General features: G+C 62.7%; 21 protein-coding genes. 11 read left to right on the top strand and 10 right to left on the bottom strand.

What is annotated here, in order from left to right:
* Positions 1-39 precede the first annotated feature (39 nt).
* The 6 genes from rpsT (at position 40) to O7A61_RS10940 (ending at position 6,511) form a co-directional block, all read left to right on the top strand.
* A complete protein-coding gene (gene rpsT, locus O7A61_RS10965) occupies positions 40-306 on the top strand; it encodes a 30S ribosomal protein S20 (RefSeq protein ID WP_027026587.1) in 267 nt (88 codons plus the stop codon).
* Between the two features lie 855 nt (positions 307-1,161).
* Entirely contained in the window at positions 1,162-2,706 is a 1,545-nt protein-coding gene (gene dnaA / locus O7A61_RS10960; protein ID WP_337129790.1) for a chromosomal replication initiator protein DnaA, read from the top strand.
* A gap of 199 nt (positions 2,707-2,905) precedes the next feature.
* Positions 2,906-4,024 (top strand): DNA polymerase III subunit beta, encoded by a 1,119-nt coding sequence (gene dnaN, locus O7A61_RS10955; protein WP_027142016.1) that lies wholly within the window; start codon positions 2,906-2,908, stop codon positions 4,022-4,024.
* A 72-nt stretch (positions 4,025-4,096) separates the two neighbouring features.
* Positions 4,097-5,236 carry a DNA replication/repair protein RecF gene (gene recF / locus O7A61_RS10950; RefSeq protein WP_337129789.1) on the top strand — a complete coding sequence of 380 codons (1,140 nt, stop codon included), beginning with the start codon at positions 4,097-4,099 and terminating at the stop codon, positions 5,234-5,236.
* Between the two features lie 31 nt (positions 5,237-5,267).
* Positions 5,268-6,020 (top strand): molybdopterin-synthase adenylyltransferase MoeB, encoded by a 753-nt coding sequence (locus tag O7A61_RS10945; protein WP_337129788.1) that lies wholly within the window; start codon positions 5,268-5,270, stop codon positions 6,018-6,020.
* A gap of 2 nt (positions 6,021-6,022) precedes the next feature.
* Positions 6,023-6,511 carry a GNAT family N-acetyltransferase gene (locus tag O7A61_RS10940; RefSeq protein WP_337129787.1) on the top strand — a complete coding sequence of 163 codons (489 nt, stop codon included), beginning with the start codon at positions 6,023-6,025 and terminating at the stop codon, positions 6,509-6,511.
* Between the two features lie 26 nt (positions 6,512-6,537).
* Here the strand turns inward: O7A61_RS10940 and O7A61_RS10935 are convergent, their stop codons facing one another.
* Positions 6,538-7,539 (bottom strand): 2-hydroxyacid dehydrogenase, encoded by a 1,002-nt coding sequence (locus O7A61_RS10935; RefSeq protein WP_140507642.1) that lies wholly within the window; start codon positions 7,537-7,539, stop codon positions 6,538-6,540.
* 148 nt (positions 7,540-7,687) lie between these two features.
* Here O7A61_RS10935 and O7A61_RS10930 point away from each other — a divergent pair, with 148 nt between their 5' ends.
* Entirely contained in the window at positions 7,688-8,248 is a 561-nt protein-coding gene (locus tag O7A61_RS10930) for an SH3 domain-containing protein (RefSeq protein ID WP_027142021.1), read from the top strand.
* Here the strand turns inward: O7A61_RS10930 and O7A61_RS10925 are convergent.
* Both O7A61_RS10925 and irrA read right to left on the bottom strand, forming a co-directional pair.
* A complete protein-coding gene (locus O7A61_RS10925; protein WP_337129786.1) occupies positions 8,238-8,618 on the bottom strand; it encodes a DUF4260 family protein in 381 nt (126 codons plus the stop codon). The genes O7A61_RS10930 and O7A61_RS10925 overlap by 11 nt on opposite strands.
* A gap of 154 nt (positions 8,619-8,772) precedes the next feature.
* Entirely contained in the window at positions 8,773-9,204 is a 432-nt protein-coding gene (irrA, locus tag O7A61_RS10920) for an iron response transcriptional regulator IrrA (RefSeq protein ID WP_337129815.1), read from the bottom strand.
* 240 nt (positions 9,205-9,444) lie between these two features.
* Between irrA and fabA the strand changes: the two genes are divergently transcribed.
* The 4 genes from fabA (at position 9,445) to O7A61_RS10900 (ending at position 13,747) form a co-directional block, all read left to right on the top strand.
* The gene (gene fabA, locus O7A61_RS10915; protein ID WP_027142024.1) at positions 9,445-9,963 is read left to right on the top strand and encodes a 3-hydroxyacyl-[acyl-carrier-protein] dehydratase FabA; all 519 of its coding nucleotides are present in this window, start codon (positions 9,445-9,447) and stop codon (positions 9,961-9,963) included.
* A gap of 49 nt (positions 9,964-10,012) precedes the next feature.
* A complete protein-coding gene (gene fabB, locus O7A61_RS10910; RefSeq protein ID WP_027142025.1) occupies positions 10,013-11,233 on the top strand; it encodes a beta-ketoacyl-ACP synthase I in 1,221 nt (406 codons plus the stop codon).
* A gap of 31 nt (positions 11,234-11,264) precedes the next feature.
* A complete protein-coding gene (gene fabI / locus O7A61_RS10905) occupies positions 11,265-12,077 on the top strand; it encodes an enoyl-ACP reductase FabI (protein ID WP_337129785.1) in 813 nt (270 codons plus the stop codon).
* Positions 12,078-12,202: 125 nt separating this feature from the next.
* The gene (locus tag O7A61_RS10900) at positions 12,203-13,747 is read left to right on the top strand and encodes a putative bifunctional diguanylate cyclase/phosphodiesterase (RefSeq protein WP_337129784.1); all 1,545 of its coding nucleotides are present in this window, start codon (positions 12,203-12,205) and stop codon (positions 13,745-13,747) included.
* 17 nt (positions 13,748-13,764) lie between these two features.
* On the opposite strand, the gene O7A61_RS10895 is transcribed toward O7A61_RS10900, so the two are convergent.
* From O7A61_RS10895 to infB, 7 genes are all read right to left on the bottom strand, one after another.
* Positions 13,765-14,775, bottom strand: a complete 1,011-nt coding sequence (locus O7A61_RS10895; protein ID WP_337129783.1) for a class I SAM-dependent methyltransferase — start codon at positions 14,773-14,775, stop codon at positions 13,765-13,767.
* A gap of 67 nt (positions 14,776-14,842) precedes the next feature.
* Positions 14,843-16,990, bottom strand: a complete 2,148-nt coding sequence (gene pnp, locus O7A61_RS10890; RefSeq protein WP_337129782.1) for a polyribonucleotide nucleotidyltransferase — start codon at positions 16,988-16,990, stop codon at positions 14,843-14,845.
* Between the two features lie 279 nt (positions 16,991-17,269).
* The gene (gene rpsO / locus O7A61_RS10885) at positions 17,270-17,611 is read right to left on the bottom strand and encodes a 30S ribosomal protein S15 (RefSeq protein WP_280940095.1); all 342 of its coding nucleotides are present in this window, start codon (positions 17,609-17,611) and stop codon (positions 17,270-17,272) included.
* A 109-nt stretch (positions 17,612-17,720) separates the two neighbouring features.
* Positions 17,721-18,815, bottom strand: coding sequence for a magnesium/cobalt transporter CorA (gene corA / locus O7A61_RS10880; protein WP_337129781.1), 1,095 nt, complete (start codon positions 18,813-18,815; stop codon positions 17,721-17,723).
* Between the two features lie 44 nt (positions 18,816-18,859).
* Positions 18,860-19,840 (bottom strand): tRNA pseudouridine(55) synthase TruB, encoded by a 981-nt coding sequence (gene truB / locus O7A61_RS10875; RefSeq protein ID WP_337129780.1) that lies wholly within the window; start codon positions 19,838-19,840, stop codon positions 18,860-18,862.
* Positions 19,840-20,250 (bottom strand): 30S ribosome-binding factor RbfA, encoded by a 411-nt coding sequence (rbfA, locus tag O7A61_RS10870; protein WP_027142034.1) that lies wholly within the window; start codon positions 20,248-20,250, stop codon positions 19,840-19,842. The genes truB and rbfA overlap by 1 nt, the downstream gene beginning before the upstream one ends.
* A 125-nt stretch (positions 20,251-20,375) precedes the next feature.
* On the bottom strand, positions 20,376-22,423 hold a 2,048-nt coding region (gene infB / locus O7A61_RS10865), incomplete at its 5' end, for a translation initiation factor IF-2 (protein ID WP_337129779.1).

Raw genomic sequence — 22,423 nt, 5'->3', positions numbered from 1 at the left:
GCACGCCGCGTGCGCCGACCAGATCAGAAGAGAGGCATCATGGCCAACACATCCTCGGCCAAAAAGGCAACGCGCAAGATCGCCCGCCGCGCGGCGATCAACAAGAACCGCCGCTCGCGCGTCCGCACCTACGTCCGCCAGGTCGAGGAGGCACTCGCCTCGGGCGACAAGGCCGCCGCACAGGCCGCCTTCAAGGCTGCCGAGCCGGAATTGATGCGCGCCGCGACCAAGGGCGTGATCCACAAGAACACGGCGTCCCGCAAGGTGTCGCGCCTCGCCCAGCGCCTCAAGGTGCTGTCGGCCTGACATCGCCTTCTCAGGACGATCTTCTTCGAACCCGGCCGATCGCGCCGGGTTTTTTCGTTTGCCGGCAAGTACTTAAAAAGAATAGCCGGAAACAACTGCAAATGCAGAGTCCACAGTTTGAAATGGTTTGCCGGCACATTCATGCCCACTGATGATCGGAACGCTTGAAAAGCGTCGACTTAAAAAACCATGTTCGCCAGAAATAATTGATACTTTTCCAATAGTTAGCGGCGGTCATCCACAGCTTGTCCACAACGCGCCGAAGGGACGGGAGGACAACTGGCTGTCAAGTGAATTATTTCAGAAAATTTCGCGCCGGTCCGGCTTTTTCATATTCGTCGGAAAAGGGTTTGAATCACAATGGCTTTGTCAAAATACAGCACTGCGGCATGGCGCTCCAACCCGCCCGAGGTAACCAGATTCCTTAAAAATCCGTTAGACGTGGCCTTGCCCTATCCACAGCGATTTCGGTAATGTCGATCTATCGAAAGGGACGGGCCTCTGGCCCTTAACCAGTCTGACGCGGGCCAGCTTAAATTGGCGGGATTTGCGACGCGGATCAAGTCCGCGGATGGGGATGGTTTGCTCTTTTTCGATACGGTAGGGGACTGGCGTAACTAGACATGGCAGGTAGGACGGCGCGCCGGCGCTCTTTCGCCGGACGGTGTTGTATTGCCCTGACATACCCAAACGCGGGCTGGCTTCCATGAGCCGGCACCGGTTCCCTTGGATGGTGGGCGACGTTCATTGCCGGCGGCGGCAACGGGCATCGTAGCGAAGACACGGTCGCTGGAAAAGGATGCAGGAGGCGCATCCCCAGCGAAAAACAGGTACAGAAAGGCAAGGAACTCGATCATGCAGAGCGGCATCGAAAGGGAGCTTACGGGCGACCTCCCATTTCCTGGAACTTTGATCGGAGCAAACGAGATGGCGGTCTCCAGCGACGCGGAACAGAAGTTCGACCGGGTCAAGGCCCAGTTGAAGGCGCGCCTGGGAACCGAAGTCTATTCCAGCTGGTTCGGCCGCATGAAGGTCGCGGAAGTTTCCAAGGGCATTGTCCGCATCTCCGTGCCCACCGCGTTCCTGCGCTCGTGGATCAACGGCCACTATCACGATCTCATTTCCGAGCTGTGGAAGCACGAGGATCCCGAGCTTCTCAAGATCGAGATCATCGTGCGCACCGCGACCCGTCAGGGGCGCAGCCAGCCTGAACCGGAATTGGCGCCGGCGCGCAAGATGACGCGGCAGACGCAGACGGCGCTGGCCGCCGGCACGGTCAGCCCAGGCAGGGTGGAGCGGTCTCCCGTGCCGCGTCCGGGTGTGCCGGTCGAGAGCGAGTTCCGCCACAATGTGCTGGGATCACCGCTTGATCCGCGTTACACGTTCGGCTCCTTCATCGAAGGGCCCTCGAACCGCGTCGCCTTCGCCGCCGCCAAGGCCGTGGCGGAATCTCAGTCGAGCGCGGTGCGCTTCAATCCGCTTTTCCTGCATGCCACCGTCGGGCTCGGCAAGACGCACCTCTTGCAAGCCATCGCCGCGGAATCGCTGAAGCAGAACCCGAAGTCGCGCGTCGTCTATCTCACCGCCGAGTATTTCATGTGGCGCTTCGCCACGGCGATCCGCGACAACAACGCATTGACGCTCAAGGAGCAGCTGCGCGACATCGACCTCCTGATCATCGACGACATGCAGTTCCTGCAGGGCAAGTCGATCCAGCATGAATTCTGCCATCTGATCAATATGCTGCTCGACAGCGCCAAGCAGGTCGTCGTCGCGGCCGACCGGCCACCGTCGGAGCTGGAATCGCTCGAGCCGCGGGTCCGTTCGCGCCTCAATGGCGGCGTCGCGCTCGAAATGTCGGCACCCGATTTCGCCATGCGGCTCGGCATGCTCAAACTGCGCCTGGCCACAGCCAGGATCGACGATGCATCGCTCGACATTTCCGAAGAGATCCTCAACCACGTTGCCCGCACCGTGACCGGTAGCGGACGTGAACTGGAAGGCGCCTTCAACCAGCTCTTGTTTCGCCAGTCGTTCGAGCCGCAGATCACCATCGACCGCATCGACGAGATCCTCGGCCATATCTATCGCACGGGCGAGCCGAAGCGGGTCCGCATCGAGGACATCCAGCGCATCGTCGCGCGCCACTACAACGTCTCGAAGACGGAATTGCTGTCCAACCGGCGCACGCGCACCATCGTCAAGCCGCGGCAGGTCGCCATGTACCTGTCGAAGGTGATGACGCCGCGCTCGCTGCCGGAGATCGGGCGGCGTTTCGGCGGCCGCGACCACACGACGGTGCTGCACGCCGTGCGCAAGATCGAGGACCTGTCCGGCAATGACAACACGCTGGCGCAGGAACTGGAATTGCTGAGAAGGCTGATCAACGACCAGGCCTGACCGGCCAGAACGGCCCGCTTGCAGGGTTGGCCAGCTTTATCCCCAGAAAGCCCGCGTAACCGGCCCGAACCGGTGGCGCGGGCTTGCGCTCACTGGTTTTTTCCTGTCAGTTTGCGTAGATTCTGAAGCCTGTTCAGACCTTTTGCGGGGCGCCGGTAGCCGGAGACCCGTTCATTCATTCAAGCGAGCCTGTTTCGTCATGCGTGTTATCCTGGAACGGTCAAATCTCCTGAAGTCGCTTAACCACGTCCACCGCGTGGTCGAACGGCGCAACACCATACCGATCCTGTCCAACGTGCTGCTCAGCGCCGAAGGCGCCAGCCTCGAAATGAAGGCCACCGACCTCGACCTGGAGGTGACGGAAGCGACGCCCGCCAAGGTCGAGCGCGGCGGCGCGACGACCGTCCCCGCGCACTTGCTCTATGACATCGTGCGCAAGCTTTCAGACGGCGCCGAGGTGATGCTGAAGACGGATGAGGACGGCAACGCCATGACGGTTACGTCGGGCCGCTCCAGCTTCCGCCTGCAGTGCCTGCCGCAATCCGACTTCCCCGAGCTTTCGGCGGGATCCTTCTCGCATATTTTCCGTCTCGATGCGGTGGCGTTGAAGGGCCTGATCGAGAAGACGCAGTTCGCCATCTCCACCGAGGAGACGCGCTACTATCTCAATGGTATCTACCTGCACACGCATGAAGTCGGTGGCAAGCTGAAGCTGCGCTCGGTGGCAACCGACGGCCATCGCCTGGCGCGCGCCGAGATCGACGCCCCGGCGGGTTCGGAGGGCATGCCGGGCATCATCATTCCACGCAAGACGGTGAGTGAGTTGCAGAAGCTGGTCGACGATCCGGATGTCGCCGTGACCACCGAACTGTCCGACACCAAGATCCGCTTCACCATCGGCAGCGTCGTCCTGACCTCGAAGCTGATCGACGGCACCTTCCCGGACTATCAGCGCGTCATTCCGACCGGCAACGACAAGAAGCTGATCCTCGACCGCCAGAGCTTCGCTGCCGCGGTCGACCGCGTCTCGACCATCTCCTCCGAACGCGGCCGCGCGGTGAAGCTCTCGATCAGCGAAGGCCAGGTGACGCTTGCCGTCAACAATCCGGATTCAGGCAGCGCCACGGAAGAACTGGCTGCAGACTATTCGTCCGACCCGATCGAGATCGGCTTCAACGCGAAATATCTGCTCGATGTCGCCGCGCAGCTGACCGGCACGGAAGCCAAATTCATGCTGGCCGATGCCGGTTCGCCGACACTGATCCACGACATGGCCGACGAGACCGCGCTTTACGTGCTGATGCCGATGCGAGTATAGCCGGACCGGCGTCGCCTGACGATACGACCGGCGGCGGATATTGGTTGCGGTGACTTCCAAGGCGGATAGCGGTTGCCGGCACAAACCCACATAAGTAAGCTTACGCTTACCAATTTTCGCAACTACGCGAGCCTGGCGATAGATTTTGCTCCGGGCGCCGTGGTCTTTTCCGGCGACAATGGTGCCGGCAAGACCAATCTCCTCGAAGCGATCTCCTTTTTGACCCCGGGGCGCGGCTTGCGCCGCGCGCCTTACGCAGATGTGGCCCGTGAGGGTGGCGATGGCGGCTTTGCCCTGCATGCGCGGCTCGACGGACCTTACGGCGAGGTCGAGATCGGCACCGGCATTTCCGGAGGCGACACGGCGGAGAGCGGCAGGCGGGTGCGTATAAACGGAGCCGCCGCCCGGGCCGAGGACATGCTGGAGTGGCTGCGGGTCGTGTGGCTGACGCCGGCGATGGATTCGTTGTTCACCGGACCGGCCGCGGATCGCCGGCGCTTTCTCGACCGGCTGGTGCTGGCGATCGATCCCGGACACGGCCAGCGTGCGCTCGACTACGAGAAGGCGATGCGGGGCCGTAACCGTTTGCTGACGGAAGGCTCACGCGATGCCGGCTGGTTCGAAGCGATAGAGACGCAGATGGCGGAGACCGGCGTGGCGATCGCCGCGGCGCGCGCCGAAATGGTGCGGCTGCTGGCCGCCATGATCGGCAGGTTGCCCGACACGGGGCCATTTCCGCAGGCCGATATCGGCCTTTCGGGTGACCTGGAGGCCGAGATTGCCAATGCACCGGCGGTCGATGTCGAGGAGCGGTTCCGACGGGCGCTTGCCGATGGCCGAGACCGTGACCGTGCCGCCGGACGCACCCTCGAGGGCCCGCACCGCTCGGACCTCGTGGTCCGGCACCGGCCCAAGGCCATGCCGGCCGAACTTTGCTCGACCGGCGAACAGAAGGCACTGCTGGTCGGTATCGTGCTGTCGCATGCCCGGCTGACCGGCGAAATGTCCGGCCTGACGCCGATCCTGCTGCTCGACGAGATCGCGGCGCACCTCGATGCCGGACGGCGCGCGGCACTGTTCTCGATCCTGGAGGAACTGAACTGCCAGGCTTTCATGACGGGAACCGATGCGGCGCTGTTTTCCAGCCTGCATGGCCGCGCGCAGTTCCTGACGGTCGACCATGGCACGGTTGGGCCAACCGAAGACCCCTGACAAGGTTTTTCGGCCGCTATATGGTCCTGATATGACCACTGCGCTCACCGCCGACGAGATCGAACGTTATGCCCGTCACATCGTGCTGCCGGAGGTCGGCGGCGCGGGCCAGCAGAAGCTCAAGCAGGCGCGGGTCCTGGTGATCGGCGCCGGCGGGCTCGGTGCGCCGGTGCTTGAATATCTCGCCGCGGCCGGCGTCGGCACGCTCGGCGTGATCGACGACGACACAGTTTCGCTCTCCAACCTGCAACGCCAGGTCATCCATGGCACCGACACGATCGGCATGCTGAAAACCCAGAGCGCCGAGGCGGCAATCGCCCGTATCAATCCCAACATATCAGTCGAAACGCACACATTCCGGCTGACCGCGGAGAACGCCCCTGCCCTCGTCGCCAAGTACGATATCGTCGTCGATGGGTCCGATAATTTCGAGACGCGTTATGTGGTGGCCGATGCCTGCGCGGCCGAAGGGAAGCCGCTGGTGCATGCAGCCGTCGGACGTTTCGACGGCTCGGTGACCGTGCTGAAGCCTTTCGAAAACGGCAGCGACGGCAAGCCAAACCCGAGCTATCGGGATCTGTTTCCCGAAGCCCCGCCGCCGGGCCTGGTGCCGTCCTGTGCGGAGGCCGGGGTGCTCGGCGCACTGACGGGGATCATCGGCACGCTGCAGGCGATGGAGGCGATCAAGCTGGTGACCGGCATAGGCGAGCCGCTGATCGGCCGGCTGCTGCTCTATGATGCGCTGGCCGCGCGTTTCGAGACGATCCGCTACAAGAGACGCTGATCTTGGAACAATCCCGTATTTCGATCACGCAGATCCCGGCCGATTTCTGCCGCTGGGGTGATGTGCTTGCCCTCATCATGCGTGCCTTCGCCTTCATGGACGGCATCATCGACCCGCCGTCGTCGGCTCACCTGCTCACAGTCGATGCGCTACGCGCCAAGGCCCTGCGGGAGACGGGCTTTCTGGCGCTCGACGGCGACGACAGAATCGTGGGCTGCGTTTTTGCTCTTGAAAGGGTTGACGGTTTTTATATCGGCAAGCTCGCCGTCGCCCCGGACCGGCAAGGGCAAGGCATTGGCCGGCGGCTGATGCAAGCGGCCGAAGATCTGGCCCGCAGCCGCGGCAAAGCCGCCATCGAGCTCGAGACGAGGATCGAGCTCACCGCAAATCATGCCGCCTTTGCCCGGCTCGGCTTTCGCGAGACCGAACGAACGGCGCATGAGGGTTATGACAGGCCGACGTCCATCACCATGCGCAAAACGATCTCATAAACGGCGAGCCGACGCCTGGACGGTTTTCAGGTTCTGAGCGGCAGCACGCGGTCCGGCGGGCGATGGCCATCGACGAAGGCGCGGATATTGATGATGACCTTCTCGCCCATGTCGATACGGCCCTCGAGCGTGGCCGAGCCCATATGCGGCAGAAGCACGACCTTGTTCCTGGCGGCGAGCTTCAAGAGCTTGCCGTTCAGGGCCGGCTCGTGCTCGTAAACGTCGAGGCCGGCGCCGGCGATCTTGCCGTCCTGGATCAGCTTGACCAGAGCTTCTTCGTCGATGATGTCGCCGCGGGCGGTGTTGACGATGTAGGCGGTGGGCTGCAGCAACGCCAGCCGCCGTGCTGACAGAAGATGGAAGGTCGCCGGCGTCGACGGACAATTGACCGAGATGATGTCCATGCGGGCGAGCATCTGGTCGAGACTCTCCCAATAGGTCGCCTCCAGTCCATCTTCGACCGCCGGCAGCACGCGATGCCGGTTGTGATAGTGGATGGACAAGCCGAAAGCCTTGGCCCGCTTGGCAACGGCGGTGCCAATGCGGCCCATGCCGACAATGCCGAGCCGTTTCCCCCAGATGCGCCGGCCAAGCATCCAGGTCGGCGACCAGCCGGCCCATTTCTTGTCGCCGGTAAGCACGCTGGCGCCTTCCGCCAGCCGGCGCGGTACGGCCAGCATCAGCGCCATCGTCATGTCGGCGGTATCTTCGGTGAGCACATTGGGCGTGTTGGTGACGGTGATGCCTTTCTTGGCCGCCGCCGCCACGTCGATCTTGTCGACGCCATTGCCGAAATTGGCGATCAGCTTGAGGTTGTCGCCGGCCTGGGCGATCAGTGCGGCATCGATCTGGTCGGTCACGGTCGGTACCAGCACGTCGGCTTCCTTGACCGCGGCGACCAGTTCCGGCTGCGTCATCGGCCTGTCCTCGACATTCAGCCTTGCGTCGAACAGTTCGCGCATGCGGGTCTCGACCGGATCGGGCAGCTTTCGCGTGATGACCACGAGAGGCTTCTTTTTGCCTGGCATTGTTTCCCTCGTTGAGACCTCTTTAACCAAGACCGGCGAAACTGAAAGCTGGTCGCGGCAGCCGATTTACCCATGTAACAAGCGGTGCCGCCGAAGACAAAGAAAAAGGGGTGCCGCAGCCGTCGGGCCGGCGCCGAAAGGAACGAAAGTGTCTGGTTTCGCGTCGCTTCGCCTGGCCCTCAGCGCAGCATTTCTCGGCGCTCTCCTCTATTCTCCGCTTGCCGGCGCGCAGAGCGCGGCCGCCCCAGCCCAGAGCGCCATCACGCTCGGACCGAGCGGGCTGCCGCTGCCGCGATTCGTCAGCCTGAAATCCGGCCGCGTCAACTCGCGCGTCGGCCCCGGCGCCAACTATTCCGTCGACTGGATGTATATGAAGGCTGGCCTGCCGATGGAGATCATCCAGGAGTTCGATACGTGGCGGCGGGTGCGCGACGCCGACGGCTCGGAAGGATGGATCAACCAGTCGCTGCTTTCGGGCCGGCGCACAGCGATCATCGCGCCCTGGCAGCGCGGCAAGGGCGGCCAGATCAATCTTCTGAAAGGTCCCGACAAGGATGCCAGGGTGGTGGCGATCGTCGAACCCGGCGTGATGGGCATGATCAAGTCCTGCGACGGCCAGTGGTGCGAAATGACGCTCGACGGCCACACCGGCTGGCTTGCCCAGTCGGTCGTCTGGGGCGCTTATCCGGGCGAGCGGGTCAAGGACTGAACGTCTCGCGTTTGCGCCCGATGGGGCCAAGATGGGTGTCCTGAAATCCTGTCGACAGCTTCAAGCCGTAACCCAGTGCACGGTCGATCGCGATATGGGCGATCCAGATCAGTGCGACGGCGCTGCCGACCGCACTGCCGGCGAGATGCCCGGCAAGCAGCAGAAGCACCGGTACGATCAGGGTGTGCAAGGCGTTGTAGGCGATGGCGCCGATGCGCGGGCCACCGAGATAACCCAGCATCGAGAGGTCCGGCGCCAGGATGAGCAACGCTAAGAGCCACCAGGAGACGCCTGTCGCACCATAGAAGACGACCGCAACCGCCGCCACGACAGCCCATTCGAGCCGGACTATCCAATCGAGGGGCTTCATCCCAGACCGATTATTCGGGCCAGACCGATTATTCGGGCCAGACCGATTATTCGGGCCAGACCGATTATTCGGGCCAGACCGATTATTCGGGCCAGACCGATTATTTGGGCCTGGCTGATTACCCTGGCCAGACCGATTATTCCTGCCACGCCGGTCATTCCGGACGCTTGGGACGCAGCCTCACCACGATATCGACATTGGCGATTTCCATGCCTTCGGGCGGGTCCGGCAGGTTGGTGACCGTGACCGGGCCGTTGGCGATGTCGAATATCCTGTTTTCGCCTTCGATATAGAAATGGTGGTGGTCGGAGGTATTGGTGTCGAAGTAGGTCTTGGAACCCTCGACGGCGAGGATGCGCAGCAGCCCCGCCTGGGTAAACTGGTGAAGCGCGTTGTAAACGGTCGCCAGCGATACCGGCACACCGGCGGCCTGCGCCTCCTCGTGCAGTTCCTCAGCCGACAGATGGCGATCGCCCTTGGCGAAAAGCAGGTCGGCCAGCGCAATGCGCTGACGCGTCGGCCTCAGGCCGGCTTCACGTACCCGCTTGTCCACAGCGACATTTTCCTTCCGGCGGCCCCGGTCCATCTGGTCGTCCAAACTCACAGTCCCGCTTCAAGACATGCCCAGAATGGCAAAAAGATGAATGTCTGCCGAAACCGGACCCCTGTTGACATATATTCTGTCGCCCGAATGCGATCAATAGCGCGCATTGACCCGGGCTGACTGGCGGGTTAAGCGCAAACGCCGGTTTCCGGCCTGAAACAGATTGTGTTAGGACACCAACGACAAGGGCGCTACCGCCCGGACGATATGGGGATGAAATTGATGGCGGGTTCGAAATCCAGCTACGACTACGAAGAATTGCTGGCCTGCGCCCGCGGCGAGCTGTTCGGAGAGGGCAATGCCCAGCTGCCCTACCCGCCGATGCTGATGTTCGATCGTATCACCGAGGTCAGCGAGACCGGCGGCGCCTTCGATAAGGGTTTCATCCGCGCGGAATTCGATATCAAGCCCGACCTGTGGTTCTTTGCCTGTCATTTCATCGGCAATCCGATCATGCCTGGGTGTCTCGGCCTGGACGCCCTGTGGCAATTGACGGGTTTTTATCTCGGCTGGCTTGGCGAACCCGGCAGGGGAATGGCGCTGTCGACCGGAGAGGTCAAGTTCAAGGGCATGGTCACGCCGTCGGTCAAGAAGGTCGAGTATGGCGTGGATTTCAAGCGTGTGATGCGCGGCCGGCTGGTGCTCGGCATCGCTGATGGCTGGATGAAGGCGGATGGCGAGCCCATATATGCGGCGACGGACCTGAAGGTCGGCCTGTCAAAGCAGTCGGCGGTCGCTTGACCGCAGCCCTGGCCCGCCCATTGGCCAGCATCCCTGGAAGGAGTTGCGAATGAGACGTGTCGTAGTCACAGGCCTCGGCATCGTGTCGTCGATCGGCAACAATGCCAACGAGGTGCAGACCTCGCTGCATGACGCCAGATCCGGCATCAGCTTTTCCGATTCCTTTGCCGAGCATGGCTTCCGCTGCCAGGTCTGGGGCGCGCCGACGCTCGACCCTTCCGCCATGATCGACCGCCGCGCGATGCGCTTCCTGAGCCAGGGCGCGGCCTGGAATCACGTCGCCATGGACCAGGCGATCGCGGATGCCGGTCTCGGCGAGAGCGACATCACCAATGAGCGCACCGGCATCGTCATGGGTTCGGGCGGCCCCTCCACCCGCACCATCGTCGAGGCGGCCGAAACCACGCTCAAGAACGGCAGCCCCAAGCGCATCGGTCCCTTCGCGGTGCCGAAGGCGATGTCGTCGACCGCGTCGGCGACGCTGGCCACGTGGTTCAAGATCCATGGCGTCAACTATTCGATCTCCTCGGCCTGCTCGACCTCGGCGCATTGCATCGGCAATGGTTACGAGCTGATCCAGTGGGGCAAGCAGGACATGGTCTTTGCCGGCGGCCACGAGGATCTCGACTGGACGATGTCGGACCTGTTCGACGCCATGGGCGCCATGTCGTCGAAGTTCAACGACAGGGCCTCGACCGCATCGCGCGCCTATGACGCCAATCGCGACGGCTTCGTCATTGCCGGCGGCGCCGGCGTGCTGGTGCTGGAAGAGCTGGAACATGCCAAGGCGCGCGGCGCCAAGATCTACGCAGAGATCGTCGGTTATGGCGCGACCTCGGACGGTTTCGACATGGTCGCGCCCTCGGGCGAAGGCGCGGTCCGCTGCATGCGCCAGGCGCTGGCGACGGTTTCCACGCCGGTCGACTACATCAACACTCACGGCACCTCGACGCCGGTCGGGGATTCCAAGGAAATGGGCGCGATCCGTGAAGTGTTCGGCGAGAAGATGCCGTTCATCACGTCGACGAAGTCGCTGACCGGCCATTCGCTGGGCGCGGCAGGCGTGCAGGAATCCATCTATTCGATCCTGATGATGCAAGGCGGCTTCATCGGCGAAAGCGCCCATATCGAGACGCTCGATCCGGAATTCGAGGGCATGCCGATCGTGCGCAAGCGCATAGACAACGCAGGGATCGACACCGTTCTGTCGAATTCCTTCGGTTTCGGCGGCACCAACGCAACGCTCGTTTTCCAGCGCTATTCCGCATAAGGCCAAGTTTTTTATATTAGGATTGCCGGCCATGGACGGATTGATGAAGGGCAAGCGTGGGCTTGTCATGGGTGTCGCCAACGATCATTCGATTGCTTGGGGCATCGCCCGGAAATTGTCCGAACATGGGGCGGAACTCGCCTTCACCTATCAGGGCGAGGCTTTCGGCCGCCGCGTCAAGCCGCTCGCCGACAAGCTCGGCGCTTCGCTGGTCGTTCCCTGCGACGTCGAGGACAGCGCTTCGGTCGCCGCCACGTTCGAGACGCTCGGCAACGCGTGGGGCGGACTGGACTTCGTCGTCCATGCCATCGGCTTTTCAGACAAGAACGAATTGAAAGGCCTCTATGCCGACACCAGCCGGGACAATTTCGTCCGCACCATGGTGATCTCCTGCTATTCCTTCACCGAAGTGGCGCGCAACGCCGCGCCGCTGATGACTGCCGGCGGCTCGATGATCACGCTGACTTATGCCGGCTCGGTCCGCGTCATGCCGAACTACAATGTCATGGGGGTCGCCAAGGCTGGGCTCGAGGCCAGCGTGCGCTACCTCGCCAACGACTACGGCCCACGCGGCATCCGGGTCAACGGCATCTCGGCCGGTCCGGTGCGCACACTGGCCGGCGCCGGCATTTCTGACGCGCGCCACATGTTCTCCTACCAGCAGCGCAACTCGCCATTGCGCCGGACCGTAACGATCGACGAGGTCGGCGGCTCCTCGCTCTATCTCCTGTCCGACCTTGCTTCCGGTGTCACCGGCGAAATCCACTATGTCGATTCCGGCTATCATATCGTCTCAATGCCGACACTCGATGAGTTGAAGCAGACGGATGGCGGGCGCGACTGAAGCGTCCCCCAAGTGGGGTCCTTTGCCAGTAAAGAAAATAATCCTCTCCAGTAAAATTGGATTCATTCGCGGAAACTCATTTTAAGAGGATTCCGCTATAGAGCTCCCCATCTGGGGACCTTTTCATGCCTGGCATCAGCAACCCGAAGCGAACACCCGTGTTCCGACTGCTCACGATAGCAAGTTCGGGCATTGGCAGTTTCGTCCTCGGCATCTGGGGCCTGAAGCACGGTCTCGGCGACGGGTTTGCCGGCATATCGGCTGATATGATGGTGTCGGTCATGGCCGCGCTTTGCGCGCTGGCGGCATCGGTGGCGGCAATGTCCTTCTTCGCCGGCATCGATGAATCGGCCGATTTCGTCTTCAACGAAACCCATTTCGACAAGCTGACCGGACTGCTGGCGCGCCCGGCCATGGTCGGCAAGATCGCCGAGGCGGCATGCGCGACAAGCCGCACCGGGGAACCGGTGTTCCTGATCGACATCGACATTGACCGGTTCAAGCAGATCAACGACGCTATCGGCTATACCCAGGGCGATGAACTGATCCGCGCCTTCACCAGGCGGCTGCACGACTGCGTGCCCGCGCGCGCCCTGATCGGCCGCATCGGGGCCGGCGAGTTCGCGGTGCTGCTCCCGGACCATCTGATCCAGGGAACCCTGGAAAGCATGGTCGAGAGGCTCATCGACGAGATGATGGAGCCGTATGAACTCGGCAGCCACCAGCAATCGGTGAGCCTGTCGGTCGGCATCGTGGCGATGCCCAAGGACGGTATCGATCCGGTCCTTATCCTGCGGCGCTCCAACTTGGCGCTGCAGAATGCGCGTGCCAGAGGGGTTGGCAACTGGTCGGTCTTCGACAGCGAGATGGGACGCGTGGCCGACCATCGCCAATGGGTCGAATCCGAGCTGCATAGCGCCTTTGAACGCGGCGATTTCGACCTGCACTATCAGCCGCAGCTCGACCTCCCGACCGGCCGCATCGTCGGCTACGAGGCGTTGATCCGCTGGAAGCACCCCGAACGCGGCATGATCCCGCCGATGGAGTTCATCCAGATCGCCGAGGAGACCGGCATGATCAACCCGATCGGCGAATGGGTGCTGCGCAAGGCCTGCAGCGATGCCCGCCATCTGCCTGACGACTGTTTCGTCGCCGTCAACATCTCGCCGGTCCAGTTCATGACCAAGGACTTCGTCGGCATTGTGCGCGACACGATGCGGGCCACCGGCATCAAGCCGTCACGGCTGGAACTGGAAGTCACCGAGACGGCGATGATGCAGGACCGCGACCGCGCGGCCATCATCTTGAAAGAACTTGCCGAGATGGGCATTTCGGTCGCCGTCGATGATTTCGGCACCGGCTATTCCAATCTCAGCTATCTGATCGACTTCTCGTTCGGCAAGCTGAAGATCGACCGTTCCTTCGTCAGCCGCATCGATACGGATGCCAGCTCCGGCGCGGTCGTGTCGACCATTGTCGGGCTGTCGCGGGCGCTCGGCGTCAGCATCATCGCCGAAGGCGTCGAGACCGAAAGCCAGGCGACGCTGCTGCGGGCCGCCGGCTGCGAGGTGGTGCAGGGCTACCTGTTCGGCCGGCCAGCACCGCTCAAGATCAGCGTTGGCGACGGGCATGTCGCCGACGACATGAGGCGCGTCCCCAACCTGCATTGATAACCCGCAGCTCCGCATTACCTGCGCGCGGCAAACACCTTGAACATGCCGTCGCGGGCAAGCTCCGCATGACTGGCAAAGGCGGCCGACAGCACCGGCTCGTAAGGAAGCTGCCGGTTGGCGACCATGAACAGGCGTCCACCGGGCTTCAGGGCCTTGGCTGCCGCGCGGATCATGCCGGCACCGATCTCCGGCTCCGCCGCACGGCTGCGATGGAAGGGCGGGTTCATGGCGATGACGTCGTAACGGCGCTCGACAGGCTCGGCGAGCAGATCCATCCAGAAGAAGCCCTGCGCCACGGTATTGCCGAGATTGCCCCTGGCCGCCTCCAGCGCATCGAAATCGGCCTCGTAAAGATCGAGGGCTGACAAGCCCGGCGAGCGGGCAGCCATCTCCGCCGCCACATAGCCCCAGCCGGCGCAGAAATCGGCGGCACTGCCACGCAGATCACCGGGCAAGTTCTCGACCAGCAGTTTTGAACCGGCATCGACACGATCGAAGGAGAACATGCCGGGTGCGGTGTGGAACCGCTCCCCAACCAGCAAGGCGGGATTGGCGGCGCGAAGCGCGGCGGCAGCTTGCGTGTCGGCCGGGCGGCGCAGCCAGAAGGCGATGCCGTGATATTTCGGCATGTGGCCATCAAGCGGCGCAAGATCGCCGACGCGTTTGCGCAGGCTGGCGATGCCATCCTCCTTGCCACCGGCAATGACGATCAACCCACCCTCGGCCACGCGCTCGAAAGCCTCGGCGATGCGCAGTTCGTTCTGACCGCGATGGCGGCCGGCGAGCACGAGCGAGGCATCAAAACGGTCGCCGGTCGATTGCGGCGTGACCGTGAAGCCCGCCGCCTGCAACGCACGGAAATACGGACGGAAGCCCTGTACGAGATTGAGCGTGGCCTCGAAAGCCGGCGGCAAGCGCAGGCCGCGTTCGGCGCCAATGAAGAGGATGTGCTCGCCCTTGCGCGGTGGGGAAAGAGCCTCGGCATCGAACGGATGAAAAAGCGTCTTCAGCGCTTCAGCGGACATAGCCGTGCTCCATAAACAAAAACGGGCGCGACCCAAGCCGCGCCCGCCTCATTTGCCGTCAGATCGCTCAGGCGGCGTCTTCTTCGCCTTCTGTCTTCTTCTCGCGCGCGATTTCCTTGCCGGTGGCCTGGTCGACGACTTTCATCGACAGGCGGACCTTGCCGCGCTCGTCGAAGCCCATCAGCTTGACCCAGACCTTGTCGCCTTCCTTCACGACGTCCGAGGTCTTGGCGACCCGGTCGTTGGCAAGCTGCGAGATGTGGACGAGGCCGTCACGCGGACCGAAGAAGTTGACGAAGGCGCCGAAGTCGGCGGTCTTGACGACCGTGCCTTCGTAGATTTCGCCGACTTCCGGCTCGGCAACGATGGTGTGAATCCACTTCTTCGCCGCCTCGATCTCCTTGGCGTTCGAGGAAGCGATCTTCACCGTGCCGTCGTCCTCGATGTTGATCTTGGCGCCGGTCTTCTCGACGATCTCGCGGATGACCTTGCCGCCCGAACCGATAACGTCGCGGATCTTGTCGGTCGGGATGTGCATGACCTCGATGCGCGGCGCGAACTCGCCGAGTTCGGGGCGGGCGCCGGTCAGAGCATGAGCCATTTCGCCGAGGATATGCAGGCGGCCGTCCTTGGCCTGGCCGAGGGCGATCTTCATGATCTCTTCGGTGATGCCATCGATCTTGATGTCCATCTGCAGCGAGGTGATGCCGCCTTCGGTGCCGGCAACCTTGAAGTCCATGTCGCCGAGGTGATCCTCGTCGCCAAGGATGTCGGAGAGCACGGCGAAGCGCTCGCCTTCCTTGATCAGGCCCATGGCGATGCCGGCGACCGGCTTGGCCAGCGGCACGCCGGCATCCATCAGCGCCAGCGAGGTACCGCAGACGGTAGCCATCGACGACGAACCGTTGGACTCGGTGATCTCCGAGACGACGCGCAGCGTGTAGGGGAACTGGTCAGCGCTCGGCAGCATCGGACGGATGGCGCGCCAGGCGAGCTTGCCGTGACCGATTTCGCGGCGGCCGGGCGACCCCATGCGGCCGGTCTCACCGACTGAGTAGGGAGGGAAGTTGTAGTGAAGGAGGAATTTCTCCTTGTACATGCCGGTCAAGGAATCGACATACTGCTCGTCCTCGCCGGTGCCGAGCGTGGCAACGACCAGCGCCTGGGTCTCGCCGCGGGTGAACAGCGCCGAGCCGTGGGTGCGCGGCAGGACGCCGACTTCGGAGACGATCTTGCGCACGGTCTTGAGGTCGCGGCCATCGATGCGCGAGCCGGTGTCGAGAATGTTCCAGCGCACGACCTTGGCCTGGAGCTCCTTGAACACCGAGCCGATCTGTTCGGAGGTGTACTTGGCGTCTTCGCCTTCGGCGGGGGCAAACGCTGCCTTGACCTTCGCCTTGACAGCGTCGACGGCGGCATAACGCTTCTGCTTGTCGATGTTCTTGTAGGCATCGCTGAGCTCGTCGCCGACGATCTTCAGCATCGCGGCCTCAAGCGCGGAATAATCCGGCGCGGTGAAGTCGCGCGGCTCCTTGGCGGCAATTTCGGCCAGCTTGATGATGGCGTCGATGACCGGCTGGAAACCCTTGTGGCCGAACATGACGGCGCCGAGCATCAGCTCTTCGCCAAGTTCCCTGGCTTCCGACTCGACCATCAGCACGGCGTCGGCGGTGCCGGCGACAACGAGGTCGAGCTTGGATTCCTGCATCTCGTCGACATGCGGGTTCAGCACATATTCGCCGTTGATGTAACCGACGCGGGCGCCGCCGACCGGGCCCATGAACGGAACGCCGGAGAGCGTCAGAGCGGCCGAGGTGGCAACGATCGACAGGATGTCCGGGTCATTTTCGAGGTCATGCTGGACGACGGTGACGACGATCTGGGTGTCGTTCTTGTAACCGGCGGCGAAGAGCGGGCGAATCGGTCGGTCGATGAGGCGGGAAACCAGCGTTTCCTTTTCGCTCGGACGGCCTTCGCGCTTGAAATAGCCGCCCGGGATCTTGCCGGCGGCATAGGTCTTTTCCTGGTAGTTGACGGTCAGCGGAAAGAAGTCGAGGCCGGGCTTCGGCTCCTTCATCGAAACGACGGTGGCGAGAACCTTGGTCTCGCCGTAGGTGGCGAGCACCGCGCCGTCGGCCTGGCGCGCGATCTTGCCGGTTTCCAGGATGAGCGGACGGCCGCCCCATTCGATTTCCACTTTGTGGTGATTGAACATGTCTTGTCCTTAATAAGCGGAAAGGGGCGCGCCGTTTCACGGTGCGCGGATGCCCTTTCCCTGGCTTCCTTTCTCGGGCAGCCACGGGCAAGACAACGGGAAGCTCGGATGATTTAAGCGCGACGAGCGCGCACGAGCGTCCTGCAATCCTGCCCCATGACCGTCCATGGGCGGTTTCGAGTGGCCCTCTGCACGCTCGAAACCGGGTCTGGCCAGCCGATACGACTGGCAGAATGCGTGACCGGCGGACTTCCCTGGGAAAGTCCGCCGGTCAATTCGTCAACGGCGCAGACCGAGCTTCTCGATCAGTGTCTGATAGCGGGTGTCGTCCTTGCGCTTGAGATAATCAAGCAGGCTGCGGCGCTGGGACACGAGAGCGAGCAGACCACGGCGGGAATGGTTATCCTTCTTGTGGTCCTTGAAATGGTCGGTCAGGTTCTTGATGCGCTCGGAAAGGATGGCTACCTGGACTTCCGGAGACCCGGTATCGCCCTTGGCGGTTGCGAATTCACCCATCAATTCCTGTTTGCGCTCGGCAGTAATCGACATCGTGTTTTTCCTTATCTGTTTGAGGAAACGGGTCGCCCACAGCCGGGATGTCGTCCAGCAGGGGCCGTGCATGCAAAGCGTCAAGGCGCTATGCTGCGGCGCATATAGTGCAATTTCCCGAAAAACACCAGCCCAATTCACAAGCCGGCTTTTGACGCTCAAATGGCAGGTTTAATCCCAGTCAAAGCCATTTCTTCCATTTGAAGAATGCAATCAGCCCGACAGCGACGGCAGCCATGAACAGCAGCGACAACGGATACCCGTAGTACGCCTTCAGCTCCGGCATGTTCCATGGCGAGCTCGCGGGGTCGAAATTCATGCCCCAGATGCCGACCAGGAAGGTGAGTGGCATGAAGATGACCGATACAATGGTGAGATAGGAGATGACGTCGTTGGTGCGGGCCTGGCTCAGCGACAGGTGCATTTCGATCAAGCCGGTCAGCATGTCGCGCTGGGTCTCGACCAGTTCGATCAGCCTGAGCGAATGGTCGAGCGTGTCGTTGAGGAAAACCTTGGTCTCGGCTCCGACATAGGCCACGTCGTTACGGATCAGCGTCGCCAGCGCATCGCGCATGGGCCACAGCACGCCTTTCAGGACGTTGGCATCGCGCCGCAATTCGTGCAGCTGCCGCATCTGGTGCTTGTGCGTCGAATGCAACATCTGGTCCTCGATGCTGTCGACCAGATCGCCGGCAGCCTCGATCGGCGGAAAATAGCTGTCGACGATGGCGTCGATCAGCGCGTAGGCGAGATAGTCGGCGCCGCGAGTGCGCAACCGGTTGGGCGCCGAACTCTCGATGCGCTTGCGCACCGGATTAAACGGATCGCCCTCGCGTTCCTGGAAGGTGACGACGAAGTTCTCGCCGAGGAAGAGAGCTATCTGTTCGTAGCGATGCGACGTGACATCGTCGATCATGCGCATGACGACGAAGGCGTGATCCTCGAAGAAGTCGACTTTCGGCCGCTGACCGGTATTGACCACATCCTCCAGCGCCAGCGGATGCAGGCTGAAGATGCGGCCGATGTCCTCGATCAACTGGATGTTGGCGAGGCCGGTGCAATCGAGCCAGATGACGGGCCATTTCCGGCAATTGACCTCGATATCGTCGATGCTGGCATTGTCGATCGTCTTGAACTTCTGCGGCGAGATCAGGGTCAGCCGCAATTCGGAGCGCCGCGCGGCCGGATCGGCGATCAGCGTGCCGGGCGAGGCGCCGACAGGCGGCCGCCTCGTCTTCACCGGCGCGCGCTTTTTAACCGTGTCAGCCTTTGCCATGGAAGCCCCTGCCGCAATGTCATACCGACATTAGATGAGTGGCATCACCCGGCAAAGACCCGCTTGGGCTTGAACATGCCTTGCTCAATGGCGCCGATGGCGACCAGCTTGCCGCGTGACGTCGCGCAGGCCTCTTCCGCCTCCACCGGTGCGTCACGGCCACGGATGATGACCGGATTGCCGAGGCGGATCTTTGTCGCCGCGTCATCGCTGATGGCGATCTGCGGCAGACAGTCGAGCGCCGCTGACGTGTCGACGAGAAGCCCGTCGATGGCGTCAAAATCGATCGGCACTTCCACCGCGTCAGCAGGATCTGCTTCTGGGTCCGATTTGTCCTCGCCTTGCGCGCCGAAGCGGGCGGCCTCGAGTTCGGCGATGGTGACGAAATCCTCCGGCGTGAACGGCTCGACCTCGACCCGGCGCAGTTCGCTGATATGGCCGAAGCAACCGAGGTCGCGGCCCATGTCGCGGGCCAGCGAACGCACATACGTGCCCTTGCCGCATTCGACTTCGAAAATCGTCTGGTCCGGCTTGTGCTCGACAATATCGAGCCGGCCGATCTCGATCTCGCGCGCGGGTATGTCGACCGTCCCGCCTTCGCGGGCGAGGTCGTAGGCGCGCTCGCCCGCAATCTTGATGGCCGAGAATTGCGGCGGCGTCTGCATGATGACGCCGGTGTATTTCGGCAGCAGCGCCCGCACCTCGGCTTCCGCCGGACGCAGCTCGGAGCTCTTCGTCACCGGCCCTTCAAGATCGTCGGTGGAACGCTCATCGCCCCAGGCAACGGTGAAACGATAGACCTTGGCGCCGTCCTGCACGTAGGGCACGGTCTTGGTGGCTTCGCCGAGCGCGATCGGCAGCATGCCGGAGGCAAGAGGGTCGAGCGTACCGGCATGGCCGGCCTTTTCGGCCTGGAACAGCCATTTGATCTTGGACACGGCCTCGGTCGAGCCCATGCCGACCGGCTTGTCCAGGACCACCCAGCCGGAGACCGGCCGGCCCTTTTTCTTGCCGCGACGCGCCATTATTCTTCTTCCTTATTGTCGTCGCTATCCAGATCGCGCGCCACTTCAGGCGATTTCAGCAGATCGTTGATCCTGGCGAAGTTGTCGAAGGACGTATCCAGCCGGAAGCGGAATTCCGGCATGTACTTCATCTGCCTGAGCGCGCCGGAGACGCGGCCGCGCACGAACTTGGCATGCTTGTTCAGCGCCTCGATCACCGCGTCGGCGTCCTTGGCGCCGAGCGGAGAAACAAAGGCGGTGGCGATCTTGAGATCGGGCGACATGCGCACTTCGGAGACCGAAACAACCGAGTTTTCAATCAACGGGTCTATAATCTCGCCACGCTGCAAGGTTTCGGAGAGCGCATGGCGCACCTGCTCGCCGACACGCAGCATGCGCTGGGATGGACTTGATGTCGTGGAACGGGGCATTTTTCTCAATCCTGAAAGCGTGAGGCGCGGGATGGGACCGGGCCGCATGTCTCAAACGGTCATTCTCAATAGCACTGAGGCGGCGGTCTTTCGACCACCGCCCGGTATCGACGAGCCACTCGAACTCAGAGTGTGCGGGTCACCATCTCGACGCGGAAGCACTCGATGATATCGCCGACGCGCATGTCCTCGTAGTTCTGGAAGGCCATACCGCACTCCTGGCCGCCAGGGACTTCCGAAACCTCGTCCTTGAAGCGCTTCAGGGTCTTTAGCGTGCCTTCGTGGATGACGACGTTGTCGCGGATCAGGCGTACGCCCGCGCCACGTTCGACCTTGCCTTCGGTGACACGGCAGCCGGCGATCTTGCCGACCTTGGTGATGTCGAAGATCTCGAGGATCTCGGCATTGCCGATGAAGGTCTCGCGACGCTCCGGTGACAGCAGGCCCGACAGAGCCGCTTTCACATCATCCACCAGGTTGTAGATGATCGAGTAGTAGCGGATCTCGATGCCCGCGGCCGCGGCCGCGGCACGCGCCTGCACATTGGCGCGCACGTTGAAGCCGATGATCGCCGCGCCCGATGTTTCCGCCAGCGAGACGTCGCTTTCGGTGATGGCGCCGGCGCCGGAATGGACGATGCGCGCACGCACTTCATCGGTGCCGAGTTTGTCCAGGGCAGCATTGATCGCCTCGATCGAACCCTGCACGTCGCCCTTGATGACCAGCGGGAATTCCTTCAACCCGCTCGTCTGCAGCTGCGACATCATCTGTTCGAGCGAGCCGCGCTGGCCGGCATGCCTGGCCACCGCCTTCTCGCGCGCCAGACGCTGGCGATATTCGGTGATCTCGCGGGCACGGGCTTCGTTGTTGACCACGGCGAAGCGGTCGCCGGCCTGCGGGGTTCCCTGAAGGCCGAGCACCTCGACCGGCATTGCCGGCGGCGCTTCCTTGATCTGATCGCCGCGATCGTTGACCAGCGCGCGCACGCGACCCCATTCGTTGCCGGCGACAAGGATGTCGCCCGGCATCAAGGTACCGGTCTGCACCAGCACGGTGGCGACGGGACCACGGCCCTTGTCGAGCTGCGCTTCGATGACGACACCCTCGGCGGTGCGGTCGGGGTTGGCCTTGAGGTCGAGGATTTCGGCCTGCAGCAGGATCGCTTCGAGCAACTTGTCGAGATTGGTGCCCTTGGTCGCCGACACTTCGACGTCCAGCACTTCACCGCCCATCGATTCGACGAAGACTTCATGACGCAAGAGTTCCGAGCGCACTTTCTGCGGATCGGCGTCATGCTTGTCGATCTTGTTGATCGCCACGATGATCGGAACGCCGGCCGCCTTGGCATGGCTGATCGATTCGATCGTCTGCGGCATCACGCTGTCGTCGGCCGCCACCACCAGGATGGCGATGTCGGTGGCCTGGGCACCACGGGCGCGCATCGCCGTGAAGGCGGCGTGGCCGGGCGTGTCGATGAAGGTGATCTTCTGACCGTTCTTCTCGACCTGATAGGCGCCGATATGCTGGGTGATACCGCCGGCCTCGCCGGAAACGACATTGGCATTGCGGATCGCATCGAGCAGCGACGTCTTGCCGTGGTCGACGTGGCCCATGATGGTGACGACCGGCGGACGCGACACGAGGTCTTCCGGACGGTCGGCGATGTTGAACAGGCCTTCCTCGATATCGGACTCGGCGACGCGGCGGACCGTGTGGCCGAATTCGGTGGCCACCAGCTCGGCCGTATCGGCGTCGATGACGTCGCCCGGCTTCAGAATCTGGCCCTGCTTCATGAAGTACTTGACCAGGTCGACAGCACGCTCGGACATGCGCTGCGCCAATTCCTGGATGGTGATGGTTTCGGGCAGGATCACTTCGCGCATGACCTTCTCGCGCGGTTCATTGTGCATCGCGCGCTTGAATTTCTCCTGGCGGCGACGCATCGACGACAGCGAACGGGCCCGCGCATCCTCGTCGGACAACGCGGAATTCAGTGTCAGCTTGCCACGGCGGCGGTCTTCCTCGCTCTTGGTGGGTTTGGCCGGGCGTGCCACTTCGGGCGTGACCAGGCGGCGCACCGGTGCACCGGCGGTCGCCCGCTTCGGCTTGGCCCCTTCCTCCTCGTCGGCGGTCGTCAACTCAGCGGCTTGCGGTGCGCGGCGGCGTGCTTCTT

Source organism: Mesorhizobium sp. Cs1321R2N1 (assembly GCF_037179725.1).
Taxonomy (GTDB): domain Bacteria; phylum Pseudomonadota; class Alphaproteobacteria; order Rhizobiales; family Rhizobiaceae; genus Mesorhizobium; species Mesorhizobium salmacidum.
Note: the sequence above shows the minus strand (reverse complement) of the source record. Positions and strands in the feature narration are given on the sequence as shown.

Coding starts and splice junctions, on each gene's coding strand:
- rpsT (WP_027026587.1), top strand. CDS start 40: ATGGCCAACACATCCTCGGCCAAAAAGGCAACGCGCAAGATCGCCCGC.
- dnaA (WP_337129790.1), top strand. CDS start 1,162: ATGCAGAGCGGCATCGAAAGGGAGCTTACGGGCGACCTCCCATTTCCT.
- dnaN (WP_027142016.1), top strand. CDS start 2,906: ATGCGTGTTATCCTGGAACGGTCAAATCTCCTGAAGTCGCTTAACCAC.
- O7A61_RS10945 (WP_337129788.1), top strand. CDS start 5,268: ATGACCACTGCGCTCACCGCCGACGAGATCGAACGTTATGCCCGTCAC.
- O7A61_RS10935 (WP_140507642.1), bottom strand. CDS start 7,539: ATGCCAGGCAAAAAGAAGCCTCTCGTGGTCATCACGCGAAAGCTGCCC.
- O7A61_RS10925 (WP_337129786.1), bottom strand. CDS start 8,618: ATGAAGCCCCTCGATTGGATAGTCCGGCTCGAATGGGCTGTCGTGGCG.
- irrA (WP_337129815.1), bottom strand. CDS start 9,204: ATGGACCGGGGCCGCCGGAAGGAAAATGTCGCTGTGGACAAGCGGGTA.
- fabA (WP_027142024.1), top strand. CDS start 9,445: ATGGCGGGTTCGAAATCCAGCTACGACTACGAAGAATTGCTGGCCTGC.
- fabB (WP_027142025.1), top strand. CDS start 10,013: ATGAGACGTGTCGTAGTCACAGGCCTCGGCATCGTGTCGTCGATCGGC.
- fabI (WP_337129785.1), top strand. CDS start 11,265: ATGGACGGATTGATGAAGGGCAAGCGTGGGCTTGTCATGGGTGTCGCC.
- O7A61_RS10900 (WP_337129784.1), top strand. CDS start 12,203: ATGCCTGGCATCAGCAACCCGAAGCGAACACCCGTGTTCCGACTGCTC.
- O7A61_RS10895 (WP_337129783.1), bottom strand. CDS start 14,775: ATGTCCGCTGAAGCGCTGAAGACGCTTTTTCATCCGTTCGATGCCGAG.
- pnp (WP_337129782.1), bottom strand. CDS start 16,990: ATGTTCAATCACCACAAAGTGGAAATCGAATGGGGCGGCCGTCCGCTC.
- rpsO (WP_280940095.1), bottom strand. CDS start 17,611: ATGCACGGCCCCTGCTGGACGACATCCCGGCTGTGGGCGACCCGTTTC.
- corA (WP_337129781.1), bottom strand. CDS start 18,815: ATGGCAAAGGCTGACACGGTTAAAAAGCGCGCGCCGGTGAAGACGAGG.
- truB (WP_337129780.1), bottom strand. CDS start 19,840: ATGGCGCGTCGCGGCAAGAAAAAGGGCCGGCCGGTCTCCGGCTGGGTG.
- rbfA (WP_027142034.1), bottom strand. CDS start 20,250: ATGCCCCGTTCCACGACATCAAGTCCATCCCAGCGCATGCTGCGTGTC.